General features: G+C 71.4%; 20 protein-coding genes. 16 read left to right on the top strand and 4 right to left on the bottom strand.

Annotated features, from left to right (window positions below; all coding sequences use genetic code 11):
• Positions 1-60: 60 nt before the first annotated feature.
• The gene (locus V6U90_RS10035) at positions 61-1,098 is read left to right on the top strand and encodes an aminotransferase class V-fold PLP-dependent enzyme (protein ID WP_334433784.1); all 1,038 of its coding nucleotides are present in this window, start codon (positions 61-63) and stop codon (positions 1,096-1,098) included.
• A gap of 191 nt (positions 1,099-1,289) precedes the next feature.
• Here V6U90_RS10035 and V6U90_RS10030 read toward each other — a convergent pair whose 3' ends face one another.
• Positions 1,290-2,147, bottom strand: coding sequence for an SPFH domain-containing protein (locus V6U90_RS10030; protein ID WP_334433782.1), 858 nt, complete (start codon positions 2,145-2,147; stop codon positions 1,290-1,292).
• A gap of 541 nt (positions 2,148-2,688) precedes the next feature.
• On the opposite strand from V6U90_RS10030, the gene V6U90_RS10025 reads away from it, so the two are divergent.
• The 5 genes from V6U90_RS10025 (at position 2,689) to V6U90_RS10005 (ending at position 7,364) form a co-directional block, all read left to right on the top strand.
• A complete protein-coding gene (locus tag V6U90_RS10025) occupies positions 2,689-3,456 on the top strand; it encodes an ABC transporter ATP-binding protein (RefSeq protein WP_334433780.1) in 768 nt (255 codons plus the stop codon).
• A complete protein-coding gene (locus V6U90_RS10020) occupies positions 3,456-4,148 on the top strand; it encodes an ABC transporter ATP-binding protein (RefSeq protein WP_334433778.1) in 693 nt (230 codons plus the stop codon). Before V6U90_RS10025 ends, V6U90_RS10020 begins: the two co-directional genes overlap by 1 nt.
• A 61-nt stretch (positions 4,149-4,209) precedes the next feature.
• Positions 4,210-5,466 (top strand): ABC transporter substrate-binding protein, encoded by a 1,257-nt coding sequence (locus tag V6U90_RS10015; protein ID WP_334433776.1) that lies wholly within the window; start codon positions 4,210-4,212, stop codon positions 5,464-5,466.
• A gap of 9 nt (positions 5,467-5,475) precedes the next feature.
• Positions 5,476-6,351, top strand: coding sequence for a branched-chain amino acid ABC transporter permease (locus tag V6U90_RS10010; RefSeq protein ID WP_334433774.1), 876 nt, complete (start codon positions 5,476-5,478; stop codon positions 6,349-6,351).
• A complete protein-coding gene (locus tag V6U90_RS10005) occupies positions 6,348-7,364 on the top strand; it encodes a branched-chain amino acid ABC transporter permease (RefSeq protein WP_334433772.1) in 1,017 nt (338 codons plus the stop codon). Before V6U90_RS10010 ends, V6U90_RS10005 begins: the two co-directional genes overlap by 4 nt.
• 101 nt (positions 7,365-7,465) lie before the next feature.
• On the opposite strand, the gene V6U90_RS10000 is transcribed toward V6U90_RS10005, so the two are convergent.
• Positions 7,466-8,020 (bottom strand): TetR/AcrR family transcriptional regulator, encoded by a 555-nt coding sequence (locus tag V6U90_RS10000; RefSeq protein WP_334433770.1) that lies wholly within the window; start codon positions 8,018-8,020, stop codon positions 7,466-7,468.
• Between the two features lie 55 nt (positions 8,021-8,075).
• On the opposite strand from V6U90_RS10000, the gene V6U90_RS09995 reads away from it, so the two are divergent.
• The 3 genes from V6U90_RS09995 to V6U90_RS09985 all read left to right on the top strand — a co-directional run bounded on the left by V6U90_RS09995 (position 8,076) and on the right by V6U90_RS09985 (position 11,476).
• The gene (locus V6U90_RS09995) at positions 8,076-9,146 is read left to right on the top strand and encodes an FAD-dependent monooxygenase (RefSeq protein WP_334433768.1); all 1,071 of its coding nucleotides are present in this window, start codon (positions 8,076-8,078) and stop codon (positions 9,144-9,146) included.
• 142 nt (positions 9,147-9,288) lie between these two features.
• Entirely contained in the window at positions 9,289-10,857 is a 1,569-nt protein-coding gene (locus tag V6U90_RS09990; protein WP_334433766.1) for an MFS transporter, read from the top strand.
• Between the two features lie 19 nt (positions 10,858-10,876).
• Positions 10,877-11,476 carry a TetR/AcrR family transcriptional regulator gene (locus tag V6U90_RS09985; RefSeq protein ID WP_334433764.1) on the top strand — a complete coding sequence of 200 codons (600 nt, stop codon included), beginning with the start codon at positions 10,877-10,879 and terminating at the stop codon, positions 11,474-11,476.
• Positions 11,477-11,594: 118 nt separating this feature from the next.
• Here V6U90_RS09985 and V6U90_RS09980 read toward each other — a convergent pair whose 3' ends face one another.
• Positions 11,595-13,526 (bottom strand): helix-turn-helix domain-containing protein, encoded by a 1,932-nt coding sequence (locus V6U90_RS09980; RefSeq protein WP_334433762.1) that lies wholly within the window; start codon positions 13,524-13,526, stop codon positions 11,595-11,597.
• 18 nt (positions 13,527-13,544) lie between these two features.
• On the bottom strand, positions 13,545-14,327 hold the full coding sequence (locus V6U90_RS09975; RefSeq protein ID WP_334433760.1) for a 3-hydroxybutyrate dehydrogenase: 783 nt from the start codon (positions 14,325-14,327) through the stop codon (positions 13,545-13,547).
• A 170-nt stretch (positions 14,328-14,497) separates the two neighbouring features.
• Between V6U90_RS09975 and ruvC the strand changes: the two genes are divergently transcribed.
• The 7 genes from ruvC (at position 14,498) to V6U90_RS09940 (ending at position 21,092) form a co-directional block, all read left to right on the top strand.
• Positions 14,498-15,025 carry a crossover junction endodeoxyribonuclease RuvC gene (gene ruvC / locus V6U90_RS09970; protein ID WP_334433758.1) on the top strand — a complete coding sequence of 176 codons (528 nt, stop codon included), beginning with the start codon at positions 14,498-14,500 and terminating at the stop codon, positions 15,023-15,025.
• Positions 15,022-15,624: a Holliday junction branch migration protein RuvA gene (gene ruvA, locus V6U90_RS09965; protein WP_334433756.1), complete on the top strand. Its 603-nt coding sequence runs from the start codon at positions 15,022-15,024 to the stop codon at positions 15,622-15,624. Before ruvC ends, ruvA begins: the two co-directional genes overlap by 4 nt.
• The gene (gene ruvB / locus V6U90_RS09960; RefSeq protein WP_334433754.1) at positions 15,621-16,685 is read left to right on the top strand and encodes a Holliday junction branch migration DNA helicase RuvB; all 1,065 of its coding nucleotides are present in this window, start codon (positions 15,621-15,623) and stop codon (positions 16,683-16,685) included. The genes ruvA and ruvB overlap by 4 nt, the downstream gene beginning before the upstream one ends.
• 139 nt (positions 16,686-16,824) lie before the next feature.
• The gene (gene yajC / locus V6U90_RS09955) at positions 16,825-17,160 is read left to right on the top strand and encodes a preprotein translocase subunit YajC (RefSeq protein WP_334433753.1); all 336 of its coding nucleotides are present in this window, start codon (positions 16,825-16,827) and stop codon (positions 17,158-17,160) included.
• A gap of 151 nt (positions 17,161-17,311) precedes the next feature.
• Positions 17,312-19,216, top strand: coding sequence for a protein translocase subunit SecD (secD, locus tag V6U90_RS09950; protein WP_334433751.1), 1,905 nt, complete (start codon positions 17,312-17,314; stop codon positions 19,214-19,216).
• 1 nt (position 19,217) lies between these two features.
• Complete coding sequence (gene secF / locus V6U90_RS09945; RefSeq protein ID WP_334433749.1) at positions 19,218-20,405, top strand: protein translocase subunit SecF; 1,188 nt, start codon at positions 19,218-19,220, stop codon at positions 20,403-20,405.
• A 123-nt stretch (positions 20,406-20,528) separates the two neighbouring features.
• Positions 20,529-21,092 carry an adenine phosphoribosyltransferase gene (locus V6U90_RS09940; RefSeq protein ID WP_334433747.1) on the top strand — a complete coding sequence of 188 codons (564 nt, stop codon included), beginning with the start codon at positions 20,529-20,531 and terminating at the stop codon, positions 21,090-21,092.
• The last annotated feature ends 49 nt before the right edge of the window (positions 21,093-21,141 follow it).

Genomic DNA, 21,141 nt, shown 5'->3' with positions numbered 1-21,141 from the left:
CGATCCACCACCCCAATATTGGCTCTGGTACCGGATGCCCATCCGGCTAGCCTCGGCAACGTGGAGCTTGAACAGGCACAGAAGCTGTGGCGTCCGGAGCCAGGTTGGTTGAACACCGCCAGCTACGGACTGCCCCCCGAGCCGGCCTGGACCGCGTTGCAGTCCGCGCTGGCCGACTGGCGCGTGGGGCGTACCTCGTGGGAGACCTGGAGCGCGTCGACCGACCGCGCCCGTGCCACCTTCGCCGAGCTGGTGGGCGTACCGGTCGAGGACGTCTCGGTGGGCAGCGTGGTTTCCCAGATGTTCGCCCCGGTCGCCGCCGCCCTGCCCGCCGGGGCGACGGTTGTCGTGCCGGAGGTCGAGTTCACCTCCAATCTGTTCCCCTGGCTGGTGCAGGCCGAGCGGGGCGTGACGGTACGCACCGTGCCGCTGGCCGGGCTGGTGGACGCGATCGACGCCGACACCGACCTGGTGGCGTTCAGCCTGGTGCAGTCCGCGGACGGCACCATCGCGCCGTACGAGAGGATCGTGGCCGCGGCCCGGGCATACGACGCGTTGGTGGTGGTGGACGCCACCCAGGCCTGTGGCTGGCTGCCCTTCGACGCGGGCCTGGCCGACGCGGTGGCGGTGGGGGCGTACAAGTGGCTGATGGGGCCGCGCGGCGCGGGTTTCGCCTACCTCGCCCCCGCGCTGCGGGAGCGGATGCGTCCGGATGCCGCGGGCTGGTACGCCGGGCGGGAGCCGTACGGCTCGTTCTACGGTCCGCCGCTGCGGCTGGCCGACGACGCCCGCCGGTTCGACATCTCCCCGGCCTGGTTCAGCTACGTCGGTACCGCCCCGGCGCTGGAGGTGGTCGCCGGGATCGGGGTGCCGGCCATCCATGCGCACAACGTGGCGCTGGCCAACCGGTTCCTCACCGGGCTGGGCCAGCCACCGGGGGAGAGCGCCATCGTCACGGTGGACGTGCCGGGGGCGGAGGAGAAGCTGGCGGTGGCCGGTGTGCGGGCGGCGGTCCGGGCCGGCCGGGTGCGCGCCTCGTTCCATGTCTACTCCACGGTCGACGACGTCGACCTGGCGCTCACCGCCCTGACCTCCTGACCTCCTGACGTCCGCCTCTCCCGTCCCGCCCCGCAACCAACGCCCCCGCCCACCCCGCAACGCCCCTCGCCCGCCCCGCAACGCCCCCGCCCTTCCCGCCGGCCCCGTTGATCATGAAGTTATTGTCGCGACACGCCGGTCCGGCGGGCGATAACTTCATGATCAACGGGAAGGGGCGGTCTGGGTCGGCGCTACTTGGCGCCGGTGACGATGCCGGGGTTGATGCAGAGGCCGGGGTTGCTGCCGTTCTTCTCGGCGATCTCCAGGCACCGGGAGACCTTGTCGACCTTCGCGTTCGTCTCGGTGATCTGCTTCTGGATCTCCGCGTTCTTCCGGTCCTGTTCCAGGTTGCGGGTCTGCGCCAGCTTGTCCTGGAAAGCCTTGATGTTGCCCTCGGTCTTCTCGTCGTGGTTCACCCGGGTGATGGTCACCGAGAGGATCTCGATGTCGTCGGCGAGTCGGGCGGTGGCGTTGGTCTTGATGTTCTCCGCGTACGGCTTCAGGTCCACGTTCAGGCTGCCGGTCTTGGAGTCGATCTTCTCCAGCGGGTTGTACGCGGAGAACGCGTCGTTGACCGCGCTGTCGAGCTGGACGCCGACGCGCTGTCCCCGGAAGCTGTCGAAGTCGCCCTTGTAGTCCATGAACTGCTTGGGCGCGTTCTCCGGCCGGACCTGCCACTCGATCAGCACCTCGACGCAGGCGTCGGCGAGGGTGCCGGTGCGGACCCGCACGCAGTCGTCGCCGCCGATGTGATCGTACTTCTGCCGGCCGGCGTCCCACTCGCCGACCTTCTGCCACGGGGCGACCCACTTCAGACCCGAGCCGGTCACCTCGCCGGTGGGCTTGCCGAAACTGGTGACGATCCCGACGGAGCGGATGGGTACCGAGTTGGCGCTGGCGCCGAGGGTGAAGGCCACCGTACCGGCGAGGCAGCCGACGGCCGCGAGGGTGGCGACCCGCCGGATGCTGGTGTTCCCGGCGAGCGCCAGCACGCCGGAGATGAGTAGGCCGATCGCGAGGACGATCGCCACGGTGAACCCGGACGGCATTGATTCATCAACCTTCCACCTGGAGTGGTCCTGTAGTGGATCAAGCTAGGTGGCGCTGTCAACGGCGCCGTGCGGTGGGTCTGCCCGGGTGACGCTGTCAACAGCGGCGGGCCCGCGACGCGGAGGCCGAGGCAGTCCGGCGCACGGTGGGCATCGTGGCGGCTGCGGGGGTCTGAACATGGCGACGGTACGGGTGGCGCTGTCAGCGGCGCCGTCTGTCGTGTGCGCGGTGGGTATCGGCCGGTACCCGCCCGGCAACGGCGGAGTGGCCGATGCCCGGCACGGGTGGTTGCCGGCCATGGTGGACCGGCCACATGGTGGCCACTCCGTTGTGGGACCCGCCGGCATTGTCGATCGTCTTCGGCCGGCACCGGAAGCCGGCGCATATGGCGTGACCATGTTCGATGGGTCGGGAAAGTGTGCGCTATCGACATGGCTCAGTATGTGGAACCGACCGTAGGTTTCCTGACACGCGACAGCCTGTGACGCCTGTCACCGACAGGTGCCGGTTGTCGTCGGTGACCCCTGCGGAGGATGGACGATGACCGGGCAAGCGGTCCTGTCGGTACGCGGGCTGACCCGCGACTTCCGCGGCTTCCGCGCGGTCGACGGCGTCGACCTCGACATCGCGCCGGAGAGCGTGCACGCGCTGGTCGGCCCGAACGGTGCCGGTAAGACCACCCTGTTCAACCTGCTCACCGGCTTCCTCCGGCCCAGTGGCGGCCGGATCGAACTGGCCGGCCGGGACGTCACCGGGCTGCCACCCGAACAGGTCGCCCGGCTCGGGGTGGCCCGTTCGTTCCAGATCACCAGCCTCTTCCCCCAGCTCTCCGCCCGCGAGCACGTCGAGTTGGCGTTGCAGAGCCCCAGCGGCCTCGGCTGGCGGTTCTGGCGATCGGCGAAGCTGATGCGCCGGTACGCCGACCGGGCCGACGAACTGCTGGCCATGGTCGGGCTGGCCGATCTCGCCGAGGCACCCGCCGACGCCCTGGCGTACGGGCGCAAGCGGGCCCTGGAACTGGCCATCGCGCTCGCCCTGGATCCGAAGGTGCTGCTGCTCGACGAGCCGACCGCCGGGATGGGGCTGGAGGACGTCGACCGGACCGTCGAGTTGATCGCCCGGGTCCGCCAGGGCCGGACCGTGGTGCTGGTGGAGCACAACATGAGCGTGGTCGGCCGGCTCGCCGACCGGGTCACCGTGCTCCAGGCCGGCAAGGTCCTGGTCGAGGGGCCCTACGCGCAGGTACGCGCCGACGAACGGGTCATCACCGCCTACCTGGGATCCGCCGACGTGTCCGGGAGCCACTGATGCTGCGAATCGACAACCTGTCCGCCTCCTACGGCGAGGCCCGGGTGCTGCGGGACGTCAGCCTGACCGTCTCCGCCGGTGAGGTGGTCACCCTCGTCGGCCGGAACGGGGCCGGCAAGTCCACCCTGCTGCGCTGCGTGATGGGCCTGCACGACAGCCAGCGCGGCACGGTGGAACTGGACGGCCGGGACATCAGCCGGTTGCCGGCCCACCGGCGGGCCCGGCTCGGGCTGGGCTGGGTACCCGACGACCGGGGCAGCTACGCCACCCTGACGGTGACCGAGCACCTGACCCTGCCACCGACCGTCGGCCCCGACCCGTGGCCGCTGGAACGGATCTACGAGGCGTTCCCGGCCCTGCACACCCGGCGGGCCTCCGCGGCGACCATGCTCTCCGGCGGCGAGCAGCAGATGCTCGCCCTGGCCCGGGTGCTGCGGATGGGGGCCCGGCTGCTGCTCTGCGACGAACCGACCGAAGGGCTCTCCCCGCTGCTCGTGCAGCAGGTCGGCGACATCCTGCGGCAGGCCAAACAGCACGGCGTCACGGTGCTGCTGGTCGAGCAGAACCTGCACTTCGCCACCGGGGTCGCCGACCGGCACTACCTGCTCGCCGAGGGGGAGATCGTCTCGGCGCTGGACAACACCGAGGTCCGCTCCCGGGAAAGCGAGCTGCTGTCGTACCTCGGCATCTGACGACAACGCAACGACGACCGCATGTTGACCGCGAACCGCGCCCGGCGCGGAGGTGGAGGGAATGGCAATGCGTAGGACCGCAGGACTGGCGGCCGCGTCGGCGGCCGTGGTGCTGGTCGCCGGCTGTGGCGGCGGTGGCCCCAAGGCGTCCGGGGACCAGAAGCTCACCGACGACAAGATCGTGCTGGGCGTGCTCAACGACCAGTCCGGCGTCTACCTGGAGCTCTCCGGCAAGAACTCGGTCAGGGCCGTCGAGCTGGCCGTCGCCGACTTCAAGGCGAAGTACGGCGACAAGGCGGTGACCACGAACATCAGCGTGGAGACCGCCGACCACCAGAACAAGCCGGACATCGCCAACACCAAGGCCGCCGAGATGTACGACCGCAAGGCCGTCGACCTGATCCTGGACGTACCCACCTCGTCGGCCGCCGAGAAGGTCGCCGACGTGGCGAAGGAGAAGAAGAAGCTCTACTTCAACATCGGTGCCGCCACCACCACGCTGACCGGCGCGAAGTGCAACAAATACACGTTCCACTACGCCTACGACACCTACATGCTGGCCAACGGCACCGGCCGGAACACCACCGAGCAGGGCGCGAAGAACTGGTACGTGCTCTACCCGAACTACCAGTTCGGCCAGGACATGGAGAAGAGCTTCTCGGCGGCGATCACCTCCGCCGGTGGCCGGGTCGTCGCCAAGGACGCCGCGCCGTTCCCGAACACCTCCGGTGACTACTCGACGTACCTGCTCAAGGCCCCGACCCTGAACCCGAAGCCGGACGTGCTCGGCACCATGCAGGCCGGCGCCGAGCTGGTCAACGTGGTCAAGCAGTACAACGAGTTCAAGCTGCGGGACAAGGGCGTCGGGCTGGCGGTGGGGCTGATGTCCCTCACCGACATCCATTCCCTCACCCCGGCCGCGCTCGCCGGCACCACCTACACCGACGCCTGGTACTGGAACTTCGACGCCAAGAACCGGGAGTTCGCCGACCGGTTCCAGAAAGAGACCGGCACCCGGCCGACCTTCGCGCACGCGGCCAACTACTCGGCCGCCATGCAGTACCTGGAGGTGGTGCAGGCCGCCGGCACCGACGACGCCGACACCGTCGTCAAGCAGTTGGAGGGCAAGACCGTCGAGGACGTCTTCCTGCGCAACGGCAAGATCCGCGCCGAGGACCACCGGGTGGTGCACGACGCGTACCTGGCCCAGGTCAAGCCGGCCGCCGAGGTCGCCGAGCCGTGGGACTACGTGAAGATCCTCAAGACCATCCCGGCGGCGGAGGCGTTCCGCGCCCCGTCCGCCGACTGCAGGATGTGATCCGGGTCGATGACCGGGTTTCTCCAGAACACGTTCAACGGGTTGGTGAGCGGGGCGTTCTACGCCCTGCTCGCCCTCGGGCTCGCGGTCATCTTCGGGATGCTGCGGGTGGTCAACTTCGCCCACGGGGCGTTCTACATGCTCGGCGCGTTCGGGGCGTACGTGCTGCTCGCCGAGGCCGGAGTGCCGTTCTGGTGGGCGCTGGTGATCATGCCGGTCGGGCTGGGCCTGCTCGGCATGGCCCTGGAGCGGGCCTTCATCCACCGGCTCACCCGGCTCGACCCGCTCTACAACTTCCTGCTCACCTTCGGGCTCACGCTGATCCTTCAGGACCTGGTCAAACTCCGGTACGGCGTGCAGTCCAGCCCGTACGCCACCCCCACCGAACTCGGCGGCTCGGTCGACCTGGGGCTGTTCGACTTCCCGACCTACCGGGTGTTCATCCTCGGCTTCGCAGTCTGCGTCTGCGTCGGTGTCTGGTGGCTGCTCGGCCACACCCGGGTCGGCATGGTGGTCCGGGCGGCCACCGAACGTCCCGAGCTGACCCGGGCCTTCGGCATCAACGTCGGCCGCTGGGTCACCCCGGTGTTCGGCTTCGGCATCGCCCTGGCGGCGCTGGCCGGGGTGCTCGCCGCACCGATGCGCGCGGTCAACCCGCTGATGGGCGCCGACCTGATCATCGTGGTCTTCGCGGTCGTGGTGATCGGCGGGCTCGGCTCGATCTTCGGCTCGGTGGCCGCCGGGTTCGGCATCGGGCTGATCCAGGCCTGGGGCGAGGCGTACGCCCCGGCCATCCTGGCCCAGACCCTGGTCTTCATCGTGATGGCCGCCGTGCTGCTCTGGCGCCCGGCCGGTCTGTTCGGCCGTGAGGAGGCCCCGGCATGACCAGCACCGTGGACACCGCAGCGGAACCGAGGCCCGGGCGGGCACCGTCCGGCCTGATAGCGGTTGGTCGGGCGCCCGGCTGGGTCCGGTACGCCCTGCTCGCCGTCGGCCTGGTCGTCGCCCTCTGGCTGCCCAACGGGCTGTACCCGGCGGTCGCCGTGGACATCCTCTGCTGGGCACTCTTCGCCGTCGCGGTGGACCTGCTGCTCGGCTTCACCGGACTGATGTCCTTCGGGCACGCGGCCTACTGGGGCACCTCGGCGTACGTCACCGGGTTGGTCGCCATCAACGCCGGGGTGCCGTTCCCGGTGGCGGTCCTGGCCGGGGCGGTCGCCGCAGCGGTGCTGGCCGTACCGATCGGCTACCTCGCGGTGAAACGGACCGGCATCTACTTCGCCATGGTCACCCTGGCGTTCGCGCAGATGGTCTACTTCGTGGCCAACGAGTGGCGCAGCGTGACCCGGGGCGAGAACGGCCTCCAGGGCGTGCCCCGGGAACTGTTCGGCCTGGACCTCACCGACGAGTACTACTTCTACTACGCGGCCCTGCCGATCGTGCTGGCCGGACTGGCCGCCGCCTGGCGGATCGTGCACTCCCCGTTCGGTCGGGTGCTGGTCGGCATCCGGGACAACCCGGCGCGGGCGCGGGCCCTCGGGTACCCGGTGCACCGGTACAAGCTCACCGCCTTCGTGCTCTCCGCGTTCCTCGCCGGGCTGGGCGGTGGCCTGTTCGCCATCGGCCACCGGTTCGTCTCACTGGACACCCTGCACTGGACGACCTCCGGCAAGGCGGTGATCGTGGTGGTGCTCGGCGGGATCGGTACCCTCTGGGGCGGGTTGCTCGGCGCGGCCGTCCTGGTCCGGCTGGAGGACTGGCTCTCGTTCTCCGGATTCGAGGCGGTGGGCCTGGTCACCGGCGGCATCTTCGTTCTCGTCGTGCTGCTGTTCCGGCGCGGGCTCTGGGGCAGTGTCGCGGCACTGGCCCGGCGTCGATGGCCCACCCGTCGGGGCTGACGCCGGTAAGGAAGGGCCCCTTGTTAACGCTTTCGGTAGAGGAAGGGCCCCCGGTTAACCGAGTGGGCCGCGTAGCAGGGGGCCGGTCGCGGCCTCCGGGGTCAACCGAGCAGGCCGCGTAGCAGGGTGCCGATGGCGGTCTCCGGGTCGAATGTCGGGTCGTCGTGCGCGAGTTGGTTACTGAGCAGGCCGTCGATCAGGCTGAGCAGCATGCCGAACCCGGCGACCGGGTCGGGTACGCCCAACGCGGCCATCAGCGGTACCCCCCAGTGCTCCAGTTCCCGTCGGGCCGTGCCGATCCGCTCGCGGAGTCGAGGGTGGAACGCGGCCTCGATGAAGAGGGCGTACCGGGCCAGCACGATCACCCGGCCTTCCCGGGTCAGGTCCCGGAGCAGCCGGCCGGTTACCAAGGTGAACGCCGCCACGTCGCCGGGTGGCAGGTCGGCCCCGAGGGTGTGCCAGGCCGTGGTCTCCACCTGGACCAGCCGAAGCAGGATGCCGTCGATCAGCGCGTCGCGGGTCCGGAAGAGGTTGGAGGTCGAGCCGAGCGGCAGGCCCGCCTCGGTGTCGACGGCCCGGTGGGTGAGCTGGCGGAGCCCTCGGGTGCCGAGCACTCGGATCGCCGCGTCGAGTACCTGCTCCTGCCGGTCCGCCATGTCCGGCATACTACAGGTGTAGTCCGCTTCACTACAGCTGTAGTAGGGTCGGCGCATGGCGCGGACGGCGGCCGTCGTGGGCGGCGGTATCGGGGGACTGGCGGTCGCGATCGGGCTGCGCCGGGCAGGCTGGGCGGTGAGCGTCTTCGAGCGCGGGCCCAGCCTGCCCGACACCGGTACCGGTCTGGGCATCTGGCCGACCGCCCTGGCCGCGCTGGACGCGCTGGACGCGCTGGGTGTGGGGGAGGAGGCCCGGCGGCGCGGGCGTCCGCAGGGCAGTGGCCTGATCCGTCGCCCGGACGGGTCCCGGATCGCCGCCATCGACGTCGACCGGGTGGTCCGGCGCGCCGGGGAGCCGGTCCGCCTGCTGGCCCGCCCGGATCTGCTTCACCTGCTTGCCGGGGCGCTCCCGCCCGGGCTGGTCCAGTTCGGTGTGCGGATCACCGATCCGGCCCCGCTGACCCGCGAGTTCGACCTGGTCGTCGGTGCCGACGGCATCCACAGCGACGTCCGCCGGGCGCTGTGCGGTGACCGCTTCCCGGTGCGCTACGCCGGTGTCGTCGCCTGGCGCGGCACCGCCGCGATGGACATCGCGACCGGCGGGGAGACCTGGGGCCGTGGGGCGCGTTTCGGCCTGACCCCGCAGGGCCCGGGAGTGACCAACTGGTACGCCACGCTCGCCGTCACCGAGGGGTACCGGCCGCCGGACGGGGACCGGGCCGGACTGCTCCGGCGCTTCGGTGAGTGGCACGACCCGATCCCGCGACTGCTGGCCGGGCTGCGGGACGGGGAGATCCTCCGGCACGACGTCTGCGACCTCACGCCGTTGCCCGGGTACGTCACCGACCGGGTGGCGCTGCTCGGTGACGCGGCGCATGCGATGACCCCGGATCTCGGGCAGGGCGCGTGCCAGGCGCTGATCGACGCGGCCGTGCTCGCGGACTGTCTCGGTGGTGGGGTGCCGGTGCCGGTAGCGCTGCGCGCGTACGACCGCTGCCGTCGTCGGCGCACCCAGCGGCTGGCGGCCGTGGCCCGCCGGGTCGGCCGGCTGGCGCAGGCACGCCGGTTCACCCCGGCCCGGGACGTGCTGGTCCGGCTCGCCCTGGCGGTCGGCCCGCCCGCCTGACCGGCCGCCTCCGGGTCAGGAGTGACCTGAGGCACATACGATACGGACCGGTTCCGTATCGTATCTCTTCCCCGTACGCTCGGGCCGTTACGAGTCTGTTCCGTATCGTTTTGGCGGTACGGCGTACCGGGGGAACCGAATCATGGAAATCACCGAGAACACCGGCCATCCACGACGATGGGCCATCCTCGGCGTGCTGGTGATCAGCCTGCTGGTGGTGGTACTCGACAGTACGATCCTCAACGTCACCCTGCGCACGCTGGCCGACCCGGTGCACGGGCTCGGCGCCAGCCAGGGCGAGCTGGAGTGGGCGATCAACTCCTACACGCTCGTCTTCGCCGGCCTGCTGTTCAGCTTCGGTGTGCTCGGTGACCGTACCGGCCGCAAACGGTTCCTCCTGATCGGCCTGGCCGTCTTCGGCCTGGGCTCGCTGCTGTCGGCGTACGCGCAGAGCCCGGCCCAGCTGATCGCGGCCCGGGCGCTGATGGGCGTCGGTGGCGCGGCCATCATGCCGGTGACCCTGTCGATCATCTCCAACGTCTTCGACCCTCGGGAACGCGCCCGGGCGATCGGCGTCTGGTCCGGCGCGGTCGGCCTCGCGGTCGCCATCGGGCCGATCCTCGGCGGCGTGTTGCTGGAACGGTACTGGTGGGGCGCGGTCTTCCTGATCAATGTGCCGGTGGTGCTGGTCGGCCTGGTCCTGGTCGGGGCGCTGGTGCCCGAGTCCCGCGACCCGCGCCCGGGGCGGGTCGACGTGCTCGGCGTGCTGCTCTCGGTGGTCGGTCTGGTCGCCCTCTCCTACGGCATCATCGACGGCGGCGAGCACGGCTTCGGTCGTCCCGTGGTCTGGGCCTCGATCGCCGGCGGCCTGGCGGTGCTGGCCTGGTTCATCGTCCACGAGCGACGCAGCGACCACCCGTCGCTGGACGTGACGCTGTTCCGCGTGCCCCGCTTCGCCGCGCCGGTGGCGATGATCGGGCTGATCTTCTTCGCCGCCATGGGCGTGATGTTCTTCAGCTCGTTCTACCTGCAACTGGTCCGTGGCTACAGCCCGTTGCAGACCGGCCTGCTCTTCCTCCCGTTCGCCCTGGCCCAGCTCTTCTTCGCCCCGCGCAGCGCGGCCATGGTCCGTCGCTACGGGGGCAAGGCGGTCTCCGCCGTCGGGCTCTCCCTCTCGGTGATCGGCCTCGGCACGTTCGCCTTCATCGGGGCGGACACCCCGATCTGGGTGGTCGGGATCGCGTTCTTCGTACAGGGGGCGGGGATGGCCAACGTCATGCCACCGGCGATGGAGTCGATCATGTCGTCGTTGCCCCGGGAGAAGGCCGGCGTCGGCTCCGCCGTCAGCAACACCATCCGTCAGGTGTCCGCCGCGCTCGGCGTCGCCGTGCTCGGCTCGGTCCTCGCCGCCGTCTACCGGGGCGAGATCGGTGCCGCCACCGAAGCGCTGCCGGCCGGGGCCCGGGACGCCGCCGACGAGTCGATCACCGGGGCGTACGCCGCCGCCGGCCGGCTCGGTGCCGACGGGCCCGCCCTGATCGATGCCGCCAACACGGCGTTCGTGCACGCGATGCACTGGGCCGGGGCGCTCTCCGCCGTCGTCGCCGCGCTGGGCATCCTGGTGGTCCTGCGGTGGCTGCCCGGCCGGCCGCCCCGTCCGGAGGTGACCCGGGTGACCGCCGGCGAGCCGGAATTGGCCGCAACCTCCTGACCTCGGCCACAATGTCGATATGACCTCCACCGCTGACGCTCCGCGGTCGCCTGGTCGACCGCGGAGCAGCCGCGCCGACGAGGCGATCGTGGAGGCCACCCTCGACCTGCTCGCCGAGGGCAACACCATCGAGGCACTCTCCATCGAGGCCATCGCCTCCCGGGCCGGCGTGGGCAAGGCCACCATCTACCGGCGCTGGCCGGGCAAGGAAGCCCTGCTCCGGGACGCGCTGCGTACCCTCAAGGGCCCGCCGCCGGTGCCGGCCGGCGTGTCGGTCCGCAACGACCTGCTCACCCTGCTGGTCTCGGTCGGCCACAACTCGGATGCCCGGGCGGTGCGGATCATGCCCTGCCTCGTGCCGGACCTGCACCGCAGCGTCGAGCAGTACCGCCTCTACCAGGAGCTGGTGGAACCACGCCGGCAGGCGATGCGCGAGGTGCTGCGGGCCGGCATCGACCGGGGGGAACTCCGCCCGGACCTGGACGTCGAGGTGGCGCTGGCCATCCTGACCGGGCCGGTGCTGTTGCAGAAGCTGCTGCGCTGGCAGCCCGACCTGGACGACGCGCACCTCGCCGAACGGGTCGTCGACACTGTGCTCGCCGGACTGGCCAACCGCTGACCGCACCCGGCCGGGTGCGGTCGTGGTCAGAAGGGCGGCGCGGCCGTGCGGTCGTGGTCAGAAGGGCAGCGCGGCCGTGCGGTCGTGGTCAGGAGGGCGGGCAGCCGTACGGTCGCGGTCAGGAGGGCGTGGCGCGCAGCCGGTGCAGCCGCAGCGCGAGCTGCACCTCCAACGCCCGCTCCGGCTTCTGCCAGTCCGGGCCGAGTAGTTGACCCACCCGGTCCAGCCGCTGGGTGACCGTGTTGACGTGCACGTGCAGCAGTTCGGCCGCCCGGGCCAGGCTGCCGCCCACCCCGAAGTACGCCTCCAGGGTCTTCACCAGGGCGGTGCCCCGGCGGGCGTCGTAGTCGACCACCGGGCCGACGGTGTCCGCCAGGAACCGGCTCACGTCCTGGTCCCCGCCGTCGGTGACCGAGCCCAGCAGCAGACCGACGAAGCCCAGCTCGGCGGTGCTCGCCCCCTGCCCGGACCGGCCGAGCGCGCCGAGCGCGGTCAGACACCGGTCCGCCTCCCGGAACACCCGGGCCAGTGCCGCCGGGCCGGTCGACGGGCCGGTCGACGGGCCGCTGGAACCGGCCGTCACCGGTCGCCCGGTCACCCGGGACAGGTCCCGGGCCACCGCCCGGGCCGCCCCGCCCGCATCCCGGCCGGGCAGCATCAGCACCACCCGCCCGTCCCGCGCCGCGGCCAGTCCACCCCGGGCCGAGGCGTACGTGGTGGCCCAGGAGAGCACCCGCTGGCGGGCCGAACCGGTGGCCGCTATCGCGTCGTCACCGACCGCCACCAGTACGTGCGGGGCGTCCAGGTCCACCCCGAGGCGACGGGCCCGGCTGCGCAGCGCCTCGACGTCGCGTACCGGGCGGGCGATCAGGTCGTCGAGCAGCTCGCCCCGGACCCGGCCCTCCGCCTCGGCCACCGTCCGCCGGAACAGCAGCAGCAGGGCGGTCACCAGTGCGGCCCGCTCCAGGATCCGCTGGTCGGCGTCGACCAGCTCGTCATCGGGGCGCAGCACCAAGGCACCCAGGTTCTCCGCGCCGGCCACCACCGCGGCGTACCAGAGCGGGCCGCGCCGTACGCTGCGCCCCTCGGTCCGGGAGGCGGCGACCGCCTCCACCATGTCCGCCCGTTCCGGCTCGTCGATCGCACCCACCCGGGCCAGCCGCCGTCCCTCGGCGTCGAGGGCGAGCAGCGCCCCGCCGAGGACGTCGGTGACCGCCGAGGCGACGTCCTCGACCCCGCCACCGCGCAGCACCAGGGCGGTCATCCGGTCGTGCGCGGCGGCGGCCCGCTCCACCGAGGCGCTGTGCGCCCGGATCGTGGTGTTCGCCGCGGACAGCTCCTCCAGCGCCGAGCGGGTCTCGGCCAGCAGCCGGGCGGTGTCGATGGCCACCGCCGCGTGTGCGGCCAGCGACACCAGCAGCGCCACCTCCTCGGGTACGAACGGCCGGGCCGAGCGGTTGGCCGCGTAGAGCACCCCGATCACGCTCGACCCCAGGCGCAGCGGTACGCCGAGGATGGCGACCAGCCCCTCCTCGCGTACCCCGGCGTCGATCTCCCCGGTGTGGTGGAACCGGTCGTCCTCGGGGTAGTTCGCGGTGACGTACGGCGTGCCGGACTGGGCCACCAGGCCGCCCAGTCCCGCCCCCATCGGCAGCCGCAGCCGCTGGAACCGGGCTGAGATGGAGCCGTCGGTGACGCGCATGTACGTGTCGCCGTGCTCGTCGTCGTTGAGCGTCATGTACGCGGCGTCGGTGCCGAGCAGGTGCCGGGCCCGGTGCACGATGGCCCGCAGCACCGCGTCCACGTCGCGCAGCCCGGCCAGGTCACTCGCGGTGTCGTACAGCCCGGACAGCTCGACCTCGCGGCGGCGGCGACGCTCCAGCAGCCCCCGCACCCGCAACGCGACCAGCTTGGCCTGTTCGAGTTCGGCCAACCGGTCGGCGGGCAGTCCGGCGGCCCGGGCGGCCACCAGTGGCCCCTCGAACTCCACCGCCGCGGCCTCCCGGGCGAGCAGTTCCAGGAACTCGATCGGCGACGACATGAGGCCCATTCTGCGGGTACCCCTCATTCAGTTGGCCGTCCAGCCCCCGTCGAGGGCGATGGACGCGCCGGTGATGAAGTCCGCCGGAGGCGCGCAGAGGTACGCCATCAGCTCGGCCACCTCCTCCGGCTCGATCAGCCGCTTGATGGCGGCCCGGGCCAGCATGATCCGCTCCACCACGTCGTTCTCCGGGATGCCGTGACTGGCCGCCTGGTCGGCGATCTGGCTCTCCACCAGCGGGGTCCGTACGTACGCCGGGTTGATGCAGTTGGCGGTCACCCCGTGCGCCGCCCCCTCCAGCGCGACCACCTTCGACAGCCCCTCCAGCGCGTGCTTCGCCGAGACGTACGCCGACTTGTACGGCGAGGCGCGCAGCCCGTGCACCGAGGAGATGTTGACGATCCGCCCCCAGCGGCGGGCGTACATGTGCGGCAGAGCCCGCCGGATGATCCGGAACGGCGCCTCCACCATCACCCGGTGCAGGTAGGCGAAGCGCTCGGTGGGGAAGTCCGGGATCGCGGCGACGTGTTGCAGCCCGGCGTTGTTGACCACGATGTCGACGTCGGCGTCCAGACCGTCCACCGCCGTCGGGTCGGCCAGGTCGATGCCGACGGCCCGTCCGCCGGCCTCCGCCGCCACCGCCTTCGCCGCCTCGATGTTGCGGTCCACCACCTGGACCGCCGCCCCGGCGGCGGCCAGCCGCAGGGCACAGGCCCGCCCGATGCCGCTGCCACCGCCGGTCACCAGTGCGCTGCGGCCGGTCAGGTCGAGCTGTACGACGTGGGGGGCCGCCACGGGTTCTACCGTCATGGCGCATGAAACTACGAGCTGTGTGGCCGGCGGCACATGGGCCGCCGGCACATACTCCGGCGCCGCACTATGTGGCGTGTCCGCAGTGGCGTGTTCGGTGCCGGTGGCCGGTACGCCGACCAGTAGGGTGTCGAACACACGTACTGCTGACGATCCGGGGAGGGGGCGGCGTGCGGGTACTCGGTGTCGACCCGGGGTTGACCCGGTGCGGGGTCGGTGTGGTGGAGGGCGTTCCCGGCCGGCCGTGCACCCTGGTCGCCTACTACGTGGTCTACACCGATCCGGGCGACGACCTGGCCCTGCGCCTGCTGCACCTGGATCGCTCGCTGACCGACCTGGTCGCCGAGCACCGGCCGGACGCGGTCGCGGTGGAACGGGTCTTCAGCCAGCACAACGTGCGGACCGTGATGGGCACCGCCCAGGCCAGCGGGATCGCCGTCCTCGCCGGGGCGCGGGCCGGGCTGCCGGTGCAGACGTACACCCCGAGCGAGGTCAAGGCGGCGGTGACCGGGTCCGGCCAGGCGGACAAGGCGCAGATGACCGCGATGGTCACCAGGCTGCTCCGGTTGGCCGCCCCGCCGAAGCCGGCGGACGCCGCCGACGCCCTGGCGTTGGCGATCTGTCACGTGTGGCGGGGCGGCACCCGGTCGAAACTGGCCGAGGCGGCCCAGCGGGTACGACGAGGAGGACCGAGATGATCGCCAGTGTGCACGGCGTGGTGGCCGCAGTGGGGCCCGACCAGGCGGTGGTGGAGGTCGGCGGGGTCGGGCTCGCGGTGCAGTGCTCCCCGGGCACGCTGGCCGGGCTCCGGGTGGGCCAGACCGCCCGGTTGGCCACCAGCCTGGTGGTCCGGGAGGACTCGCTGACCCTCTACGGCTTCGCCGACGACCACGAGAAGCAGCTCTTCGAACTGTTGCAGACCGCCAGCGGGGTGGGGCCCCGGCTGGCCCAGGCGGTGCTCGCGGTGCACACCCCGGACGCGGTCCGCAAGGCGATCGCCAACGCGGACACCGCCGCGCTGACCCGGGTGCCGGGGATCGGTAAGAAGGGCGCCGAACGGCTGGTGCTGGAGCTGCGGGACAAGGTCGGGCCGATCCCGGTCGGCGCCGACGGTGCAGCCGGGGTGACCGCAGGCGCCTGGACCGAGCAGGTCCGGCAGGCGCTGGTCGGGCTCGGCTGGACGGCTGGGCAGGCCGACCAGGCGGTCGCCGCGGTCGCGGAGACCGTCGACGGTCCGCCCCCGCCGGTACCGGTCCTGCTCAAGCAGGCCATCCGACTGCTCGGCCGCACCCGATGACGGCGGAGGGGCTGGTCTCGGCGTACGCGGACGCCGCCGAGCGGGACGCCGAGGCCAGTGTCCGCCCGAAGCGCCTGGCCGAGTTCATCGCCCAGGACCGGGTACGCGACCAGCTCGACCTGCTGTTGCAGGGTGCGATGCGGCGCGGTTCCCCGCCGGACCACATCCTGCTCTCCGGGCCGCCCGGGCTGGGCAAGACCTCGCTGGCCAACATCGTCGCCGCCGAGCTGGGCTCGGGGATCCGGGTGACCAGCGGTCCGGCCATCGAACGCTCCGGTGACCTGGCGGCGATCCTGACCAGTCTCGCCGAGGGCGACGTGCTCTTCATCGACGAGATCCACCGGATCGCCAAGCCGGCCGAGGAGCTGCTCTACAGCGCGATGGAGGACTTCCGGGTCGACGTGGTGGTCGGCAAGGGGCCGGGGGCGACCGCGATCCCGCTGGACGTGGAGCCGTTCACCCTGGTCGGGGCGACCACCCGGTCCGGTCTGCTGACCGGTCCGATGCGGGACCGGTTCGGCTTCGTCGCCCACCTGGACTTCTACTCGCCGACCGAGCTGGAGGCACTGCTGCACCGCTCGGCGCGGATCCTGGGGGTGCCGATCACCGAGGACGGGGCCACCGAGATCGCCGGCCGGTCCCGGGGTACCCCCCGGATCGCCAACCGGCTGCTGCGCCGGGTGCGGGACTACGCGGAGGTCCGGGCCGACGGGGTGGTCAACCGGGAGACCGCCCAGGCCGCCCTGAAGGTGTACGACGTGGACGCGCTCGGGCTGGACCGGCTGGACCGGGCGGTGCTGACCGCACTGGTCGACCTGTTCCGGGGCGGTCCGGTGGGGGTGTCGACCCTCGCCGTCGCGGTGGGGGAGCAGCCGGACACGGTGGAGGAGGTGTGCGAGCCGTTCCTGGTGCGGGCCGGGCTGCTGGCCCGTACGCCCCGGGGCCGGGTGGCCACCGAGGCTGCTTGGCGCCATCTGGGGCGTAACCCCCCGGATGGTACATTTGGTGCCGGTTCCCCTCCCGCGCCCGATCTTTTCTCCGCCGGACCTGATCAGCCGTGATCCGTTCGTGATCCGTGCCGCATTCGGTCTTCCCAGGTCCAGGGATTAGACTCGCGGCGGTTTTGTACAGGATGTGAGATCCTGCCTCCGCTCCGGCGCCTCCTAGGCCGCGACGGGGGTCAATGGGAAGGTCGTTAACGTGCTTTACGCAGCAGAGAGCGGCGGCGGAGCCGGCAGTCTGACGCCGCTCCTCATGATCGCTCTGCTCTTCGGTGTCATGTATTTCATGATGATTCGCCCGCAGCAGAAGCGCCGCCGTGAGGCGGAGAAGATGCAGTCCGCGCTCGGCGCGGGCGACGAGGTGGTCACCATCGGCGGGCTCTACGGCACCGTGATCAGCGTCGACGACGAGACCGTGGTGCTCGAGGTCGCCCCCGGCGTGCACACCCGCTACGCCCGTCCGGCCGTCGCGCGGGTGGTCAGCCGGGCCGAGCGGACCGAGCCCGTCGCCGAGGACGCCGACATCAAGGAATGAACGCCCCGTGAGGGGCAGCGCACACATCGAAAATATCGGATAGTTGGGTCGGCGCACCGCGCCGAGACCACCTTCATGCCGCCGGGCCCGCCGGCGCGACGCCCGCCGCCACACCACCAGCGGCGCCATTACGCAGGGAGACAGGACAGCCGTGGCACCACCTCAGGGACAGATGCGCCCGGGACGGCAGCTCGCCGTGCTCGGGCTCATCTTCGCCGTCCTCTATCTTTTGGTGTTTTTCGCCGCAGGCGCGAGCGGTAGCTGGAAGGACCGGCTCGAGCCCAAGCTCGGCCTGGACCTGATCGGCGGCACCCGGCTGACGCTGGAGGCGACCAACACCATCGACGGTAAGCCGCCCACGGCGGAGAACCTCGAAGAGGCCCGGCAGATCATCGAGAACCGGGTCAACGCGACCGGTGTCGCCGAGGCCGAGGTGGTCACCGAGGGTAACCGCAACATCGTCATCTCCCTGCCCGGTGAGAACCGGGACCTGACCGAGGTGGGCAGCGCGGCCGAGCTGCGGTTCCGCAAGGTGCTCCAGGCCACCGACGGCAGCGGTGCCCTCCCGGCACCCGCGCCGACCGCCACCCCGGCGCCGTCGGGCAGTGCCACCCCGGCCCCGTCCGGCAGCGCGTCGCCCGCCCCGTCGGGTACCCCGGCGGCGAAGGTCAGCGCCTCACCGTCGGCCGGTGGGCAGGGCGGCATGGCCCCGGCCCCGACGCCGAGCGGGGCCCCGAGCGCCTCGGCCGCCGCGCCGAGCCCGTCGGCCAGCGCTGCGCCGGTGCCGCAGGGCATCGAGGAGCAGCGCAAGGCCGTCCAGGCCAAGGTCGGCGCGGCCGCCTGGGCGGCGGCCAGCGGCCTCCAGGCCCCCGCCGATCTGAGCCAGGACCCGTCGCTCGGGGAGCGGCTCAAGCCGTTCGGCACGCTCACCGGTCGTGAGGTCGCGGTGCTGCCGGTCGAGATGCAGTTCAACGTCCCGACGATCGGCTGCAAGCAGCTCGATGAGCGCCCGCCGGCGTCGATCCAGGACCCGAAGCAAAAGGTGATCGCCTGCGAGGACGGGGTCAGCAAGTACCTCCTCGACGTGGCCAAGGTCGAGGGGACCGACGTCAGCGACGCCGACGCGGTGCTCGACCAGACCAGCCAGTGGGTGGTCAGCCTGGACTTCAGCAGCGAGGGCCAGGAGAAGTGGACCAACCTGACCCGCGAGGCGTTCAACAACGAGGGGCAGGCCTGCGACCAGAGCGCCCTCGGCCAGGACGGCAAGTGCCGGGTGGCGGTCGTGCTGGACAACAAGGTGATCTCCTCGCCGGAGATCCAGGGCGTGTTGACCGGTGACTCGCAGATCAGCGGCAGCTTCAACAACAAGACCGCGAGCGCGTTGGCCAGCCAGCTCCGCTACGGCGCGCTGCCGGTGACCTTCGAGGCGCAGCAGTCGGAGAACGTCTCCGCCACCCTCGGCTCCAGCCACCTGAAGGCGGGTCTGCTCGCCGCCGGCATCGGCATGCTGCTGGTCGCGGTCTACTCGTTCTTCTACTACCGCCTGCTCGGTACGGTGATCTTCCTCAGCCTGATCCTCTCCGCGCTGCTGGTCTTCGGCGCGCTGGTGGTCCTCGGCCGGGGCATCGGCTTCACCCTCACCCTGGCCGGTATCGCCGGTTTCATCGTGTCGCTGGGTGTCGCGGCGGACTCGTTCGTCATCTACTTCGAGCGGCTCAAGGACGAGATCCGGGAGGGCCGCAGCCCGCGCAGCGCGGTACCCCGCGCCTGGGTCCGGGCCCGCCGGACGATCATCTCGGCGAACGCCATCTCGATCCTCGCCGCGGTGGTGCTCTACATCGTCTCGGTCGGCACGGTGAAGGGCTTCGCCTTCGCGCTCGGCCTCGCCACGGTGCTGGACCTGGTGGTCGTCTTCCTCTTCCGGCACCCGATCATGACGATGTTCGCCAACACCAAGGCGTTTCTCTCGCCCCGGGTAAGCGGCCTCGGTCGGGTCCTCCAGTCCACCGAATCCGAGTCGGCCACCACCCGCAACCCGCGCGTCAAGGAGGCCTGACATGGCCAAGAGCAGCGGTCTGGCTACCCGTCTCTACCGGGGTGAGGCCGGCCTCAACATCATCGGCAAGCGCAAGCTCTGGTTCTCCATCGCCGGGGCGCTCATCCTGGTCGCGATCCTCAGCTTCGCGGTGCGCGAGTTCAGCCTGGGCATCGAGTTCGCCGGGGGTAACTCCTTCCAGGTGCCGGCCAGCGTCGGCACCCTGGAGAAGGTCGAGCAGGTCGCCGAGGAGGTGGTCGCCGCCCAGGGCGGCGGCGAGATCGTCTCCTTCCAGGAGGTCGGCGGCGCCGGTGGCGAGTTCTACGAGTTCCGTACCGCGGAACTGAACGCGGAGCAGTCCAACGCGGTCAAGACCGAGCTGGCCGGCGAGTTCGGCATCGACGCGGCCCAGGTCAGTGTCAGCCAGGTGAGTGCCGCCTGGGGCACCCAGGTGACCCAGCGGGCGCTGCTCGGTCTGGTCATCTTCGTCGCCCTGGTGACGCTCTACCTGATCCTGCGCTTCGAGTGGCGGATGGCGGTCGCGGCGGTCTCCTCCCTGGTGCTCAACCTGGTGCTGACCGCCGGTGTCTACTCGCTGGTCGGCTTCGAGGTCACCCCGTCCACGGTGATCGGCTTCCTGACCATCCTCGGCTTCGCGCTCTACGACGTCGTGGTGGTCTTCGACAAGGTCCAGGAGAACACCCGCAGCATCACCGCGAGCAACAGCCAGACCTACGGCGACGCGGCCAACCTCGCCGTCAACCAGACCCTCATGCGGTCCATCAACACCGGTCTGGTCGCGCTCCTGCCGGTCGGCGGTCTGCTCTTCATCGGTGCCGGTCTGCTCGGCGCGGGTACCCTCAAGGACCTCGGTCTGGTGCTCTTCGTCGGTATGGCGATCGCGGTCTACTCGTCGATCTTCTTCGCCACCCCGGTGCTGGTCTCGCTCAAGGACTTCGAGCCCCGCATCCAGGCGCACAACAAGCGGGTCCTCGCCCGTCGGGGCGCCATCGCCCGGGGCGAGATCGCGCCGAAGGGCGCACCGCGGGCCAAGGACGGCGAGGCCGAGCCGGTCGACCCGGAGCAGGCGGCCCTGGCGGGCGCGGCCCCCAAGGTCGGCAGCCGGCCCGCCGGCAAGCGGGCCACCGGCGCCCGTGGTGGCCGCCCCGGCGGTGCGGGCAACCGGCCCAGCGGCGCGAAGCGGCGCTGACGCCAGCGGGATCATCCAGTACGGCGGCGCCGAGCGCCGCGCACCCGGTACGAACCGGCAGTCGGGCGTCCTTCATGCTGTGCGAGCAGCGTGGAGGACGCCTTGTCGTGGAGAGGGAAGAGTGTGACGCAGACGGACATCGGAGCCCGGGGGGACAGCGGGCCGGAGACCGCGCGGCTGGTGGCGAGTCGGGTACTGGACGTCCCGGACTTTCCCAAGCCGGGTGTGGTGTTCAAGGACCTGATGCCGCTCTTCGCCGACGGTGCGGTGTTCCGCGAGGTCATCGACGGGATCATCAGCCACCACGGGCGGGACTCGTTCGACGCGGTGGTCGGCATCGAGGCGCGGGGCTTCGTGATCGCCGCCGCCATCGCGTACGCCACCGGGGTCGGCGTGGTACCGGTCCGGAAGGCGGGCAAGCTGCCCCGGGCCGCGTACTCCGCCTCGTACGCACTGGAGTACGGCGAGGCCACCCTGGAGGTGCACCAGGACGCGTTCACCGCCGGCCACCGGGTGCTGGTGGTGGACGACGTGCTCGCCACCGGGGGGACCGCCGAGGCGACCATGGATCTGGTGGAGCGGGCCGGTGGCACCGTGTCCGGTTTCACCGTACTGATGGAGCTGGGCTTTCTGGGCGGTCGCGAGCGCCTCGCCCCACGTTCGGTGCACGCGCTGCTGACTGTCTGATCCGCGCCGGTCGGCCGGCCGGTCGCGCCGTCCGGGGGAACGGCGACCG

This window comes from Micromonospora sp. CPCC 206060, from assembly GCF_036906895.1.
GTDB lineage: Bacteria > Actinomycetota > Actinomycetes > Mycobacteriales > Micromonosporaceae > Micromonospora.
This window is presented reverse-complemented; position numbering and strand designations above follow the sequence as displayed.

Excerpts from the sequence above, each read along its gene's own strand:
- V6U90_RS10030 (WP_334433782.1), bottom strand. The coding sequence starts at position 2,147 with ATGCCGTCCGGGTTCACCGTGGCGATCGTCCTCGCGATCGGCCTACTC.
- V6U90_RS09980 (WP_334433762.1), bottom strand. The coding sequence starts at position 13,526 with ATGGGCCTCATGTCGTCGCCGATCGAGTTCCTGGAACTGCTCGCCCGG.
- V6U90_RS09985 (WP_334433764.1), top strand. The coding sequence starts at position 10,877 with ATGACCTCCACCGCTGACGCTCCGCGGTCGCCTGGTCGACCGCGGAGC.
- V6U90_RS10005 (WP_334433772.1), top strand. The coding sequence starts at position 6,348 with ATGACCAGCACCGTGGACACCGCAGCGGAACCGAGGCCCGGGCGGGCA.
- secF (WP_334433749.1), top strand. The coding sequence starts at position 19,218 with ATGGCCAAGAGCAGCGGTCTGGCTACCCGTCTCTACCGGGGTGAGGCC.
- ruvB (WP_334433754.1), top strand. The coding sequence starts at position 15,621 with ATGACGGCGGAGGGGCTGGTCTCGGCGTACGCGGACGCCGCCGAGCGG.
- V6U90_RS10025 (WP_334433780.1), top strand. The coding sequence starts at position 2,689 with ATGACCGGGCAAGCGGTCCTGTCGGTACGCGGGCTGACCCGCGACTTC.
- V6U90_RS10020 (WP_334433778.1), top strand. The coding sequence starts at position 3,456 with ATGCTGCGAATCGACAACCTGTCCGCCTCCTACGGCGAGGCCCGGGTG.
- V6U90_RS09975 (WP_334433760.1), bottom strand. The coding sequence starts at position 14,327 with ATGACGGTAGAACCCGTGGCGGCCCCCCACGTCGTACAGCTCGACCTG.
- V6U90_RS10010 (WP_334433774.1), top strand. The coding sequence starts at position 5,476 with ATGACCGGGTTTCTCCAGAACACGTTCAACGGGTTGGTGAGCGGGGCG.
- V6U90_RS10015 (WP_334433776.1), top strand. The coding sequence starts at position 4,210 with ATGGCAATGCGTAGGACCGCAGGACTGGCGGCCGCGTCGGCGGCCGTG.
- V6U90_RS10000 (WP_334433770.1), bottom strand. The coding sequence starts at position 8,020 with ATGGCGGACCGGCAGGAGCAGGTACTCGACGCGGCGATCCGAGTGCTC.
- ruvA (WP_334433756.1), top strand. The coding sequence starts at position 15,022 with ATGATCGCCAGTGTGCACGGCGTGGTGGCCGCAGTGGGGCCCGACCAG.
- V6U90_RS09990 (WP_334433766.1), top strand. The coding sequence starts at position 9,289 with ATGGAAATCACCGAGAACACCGGCCATCCACGACGATGGGCCATCCTC.
- V6U90_RS09995 (WP_334433768.1), top strand. The coding sequence starts at position 8,076 with ATGGCGCGGACGGCGGCCGTCGTGGGCGGCGGTATCGGGGGACTGGCG.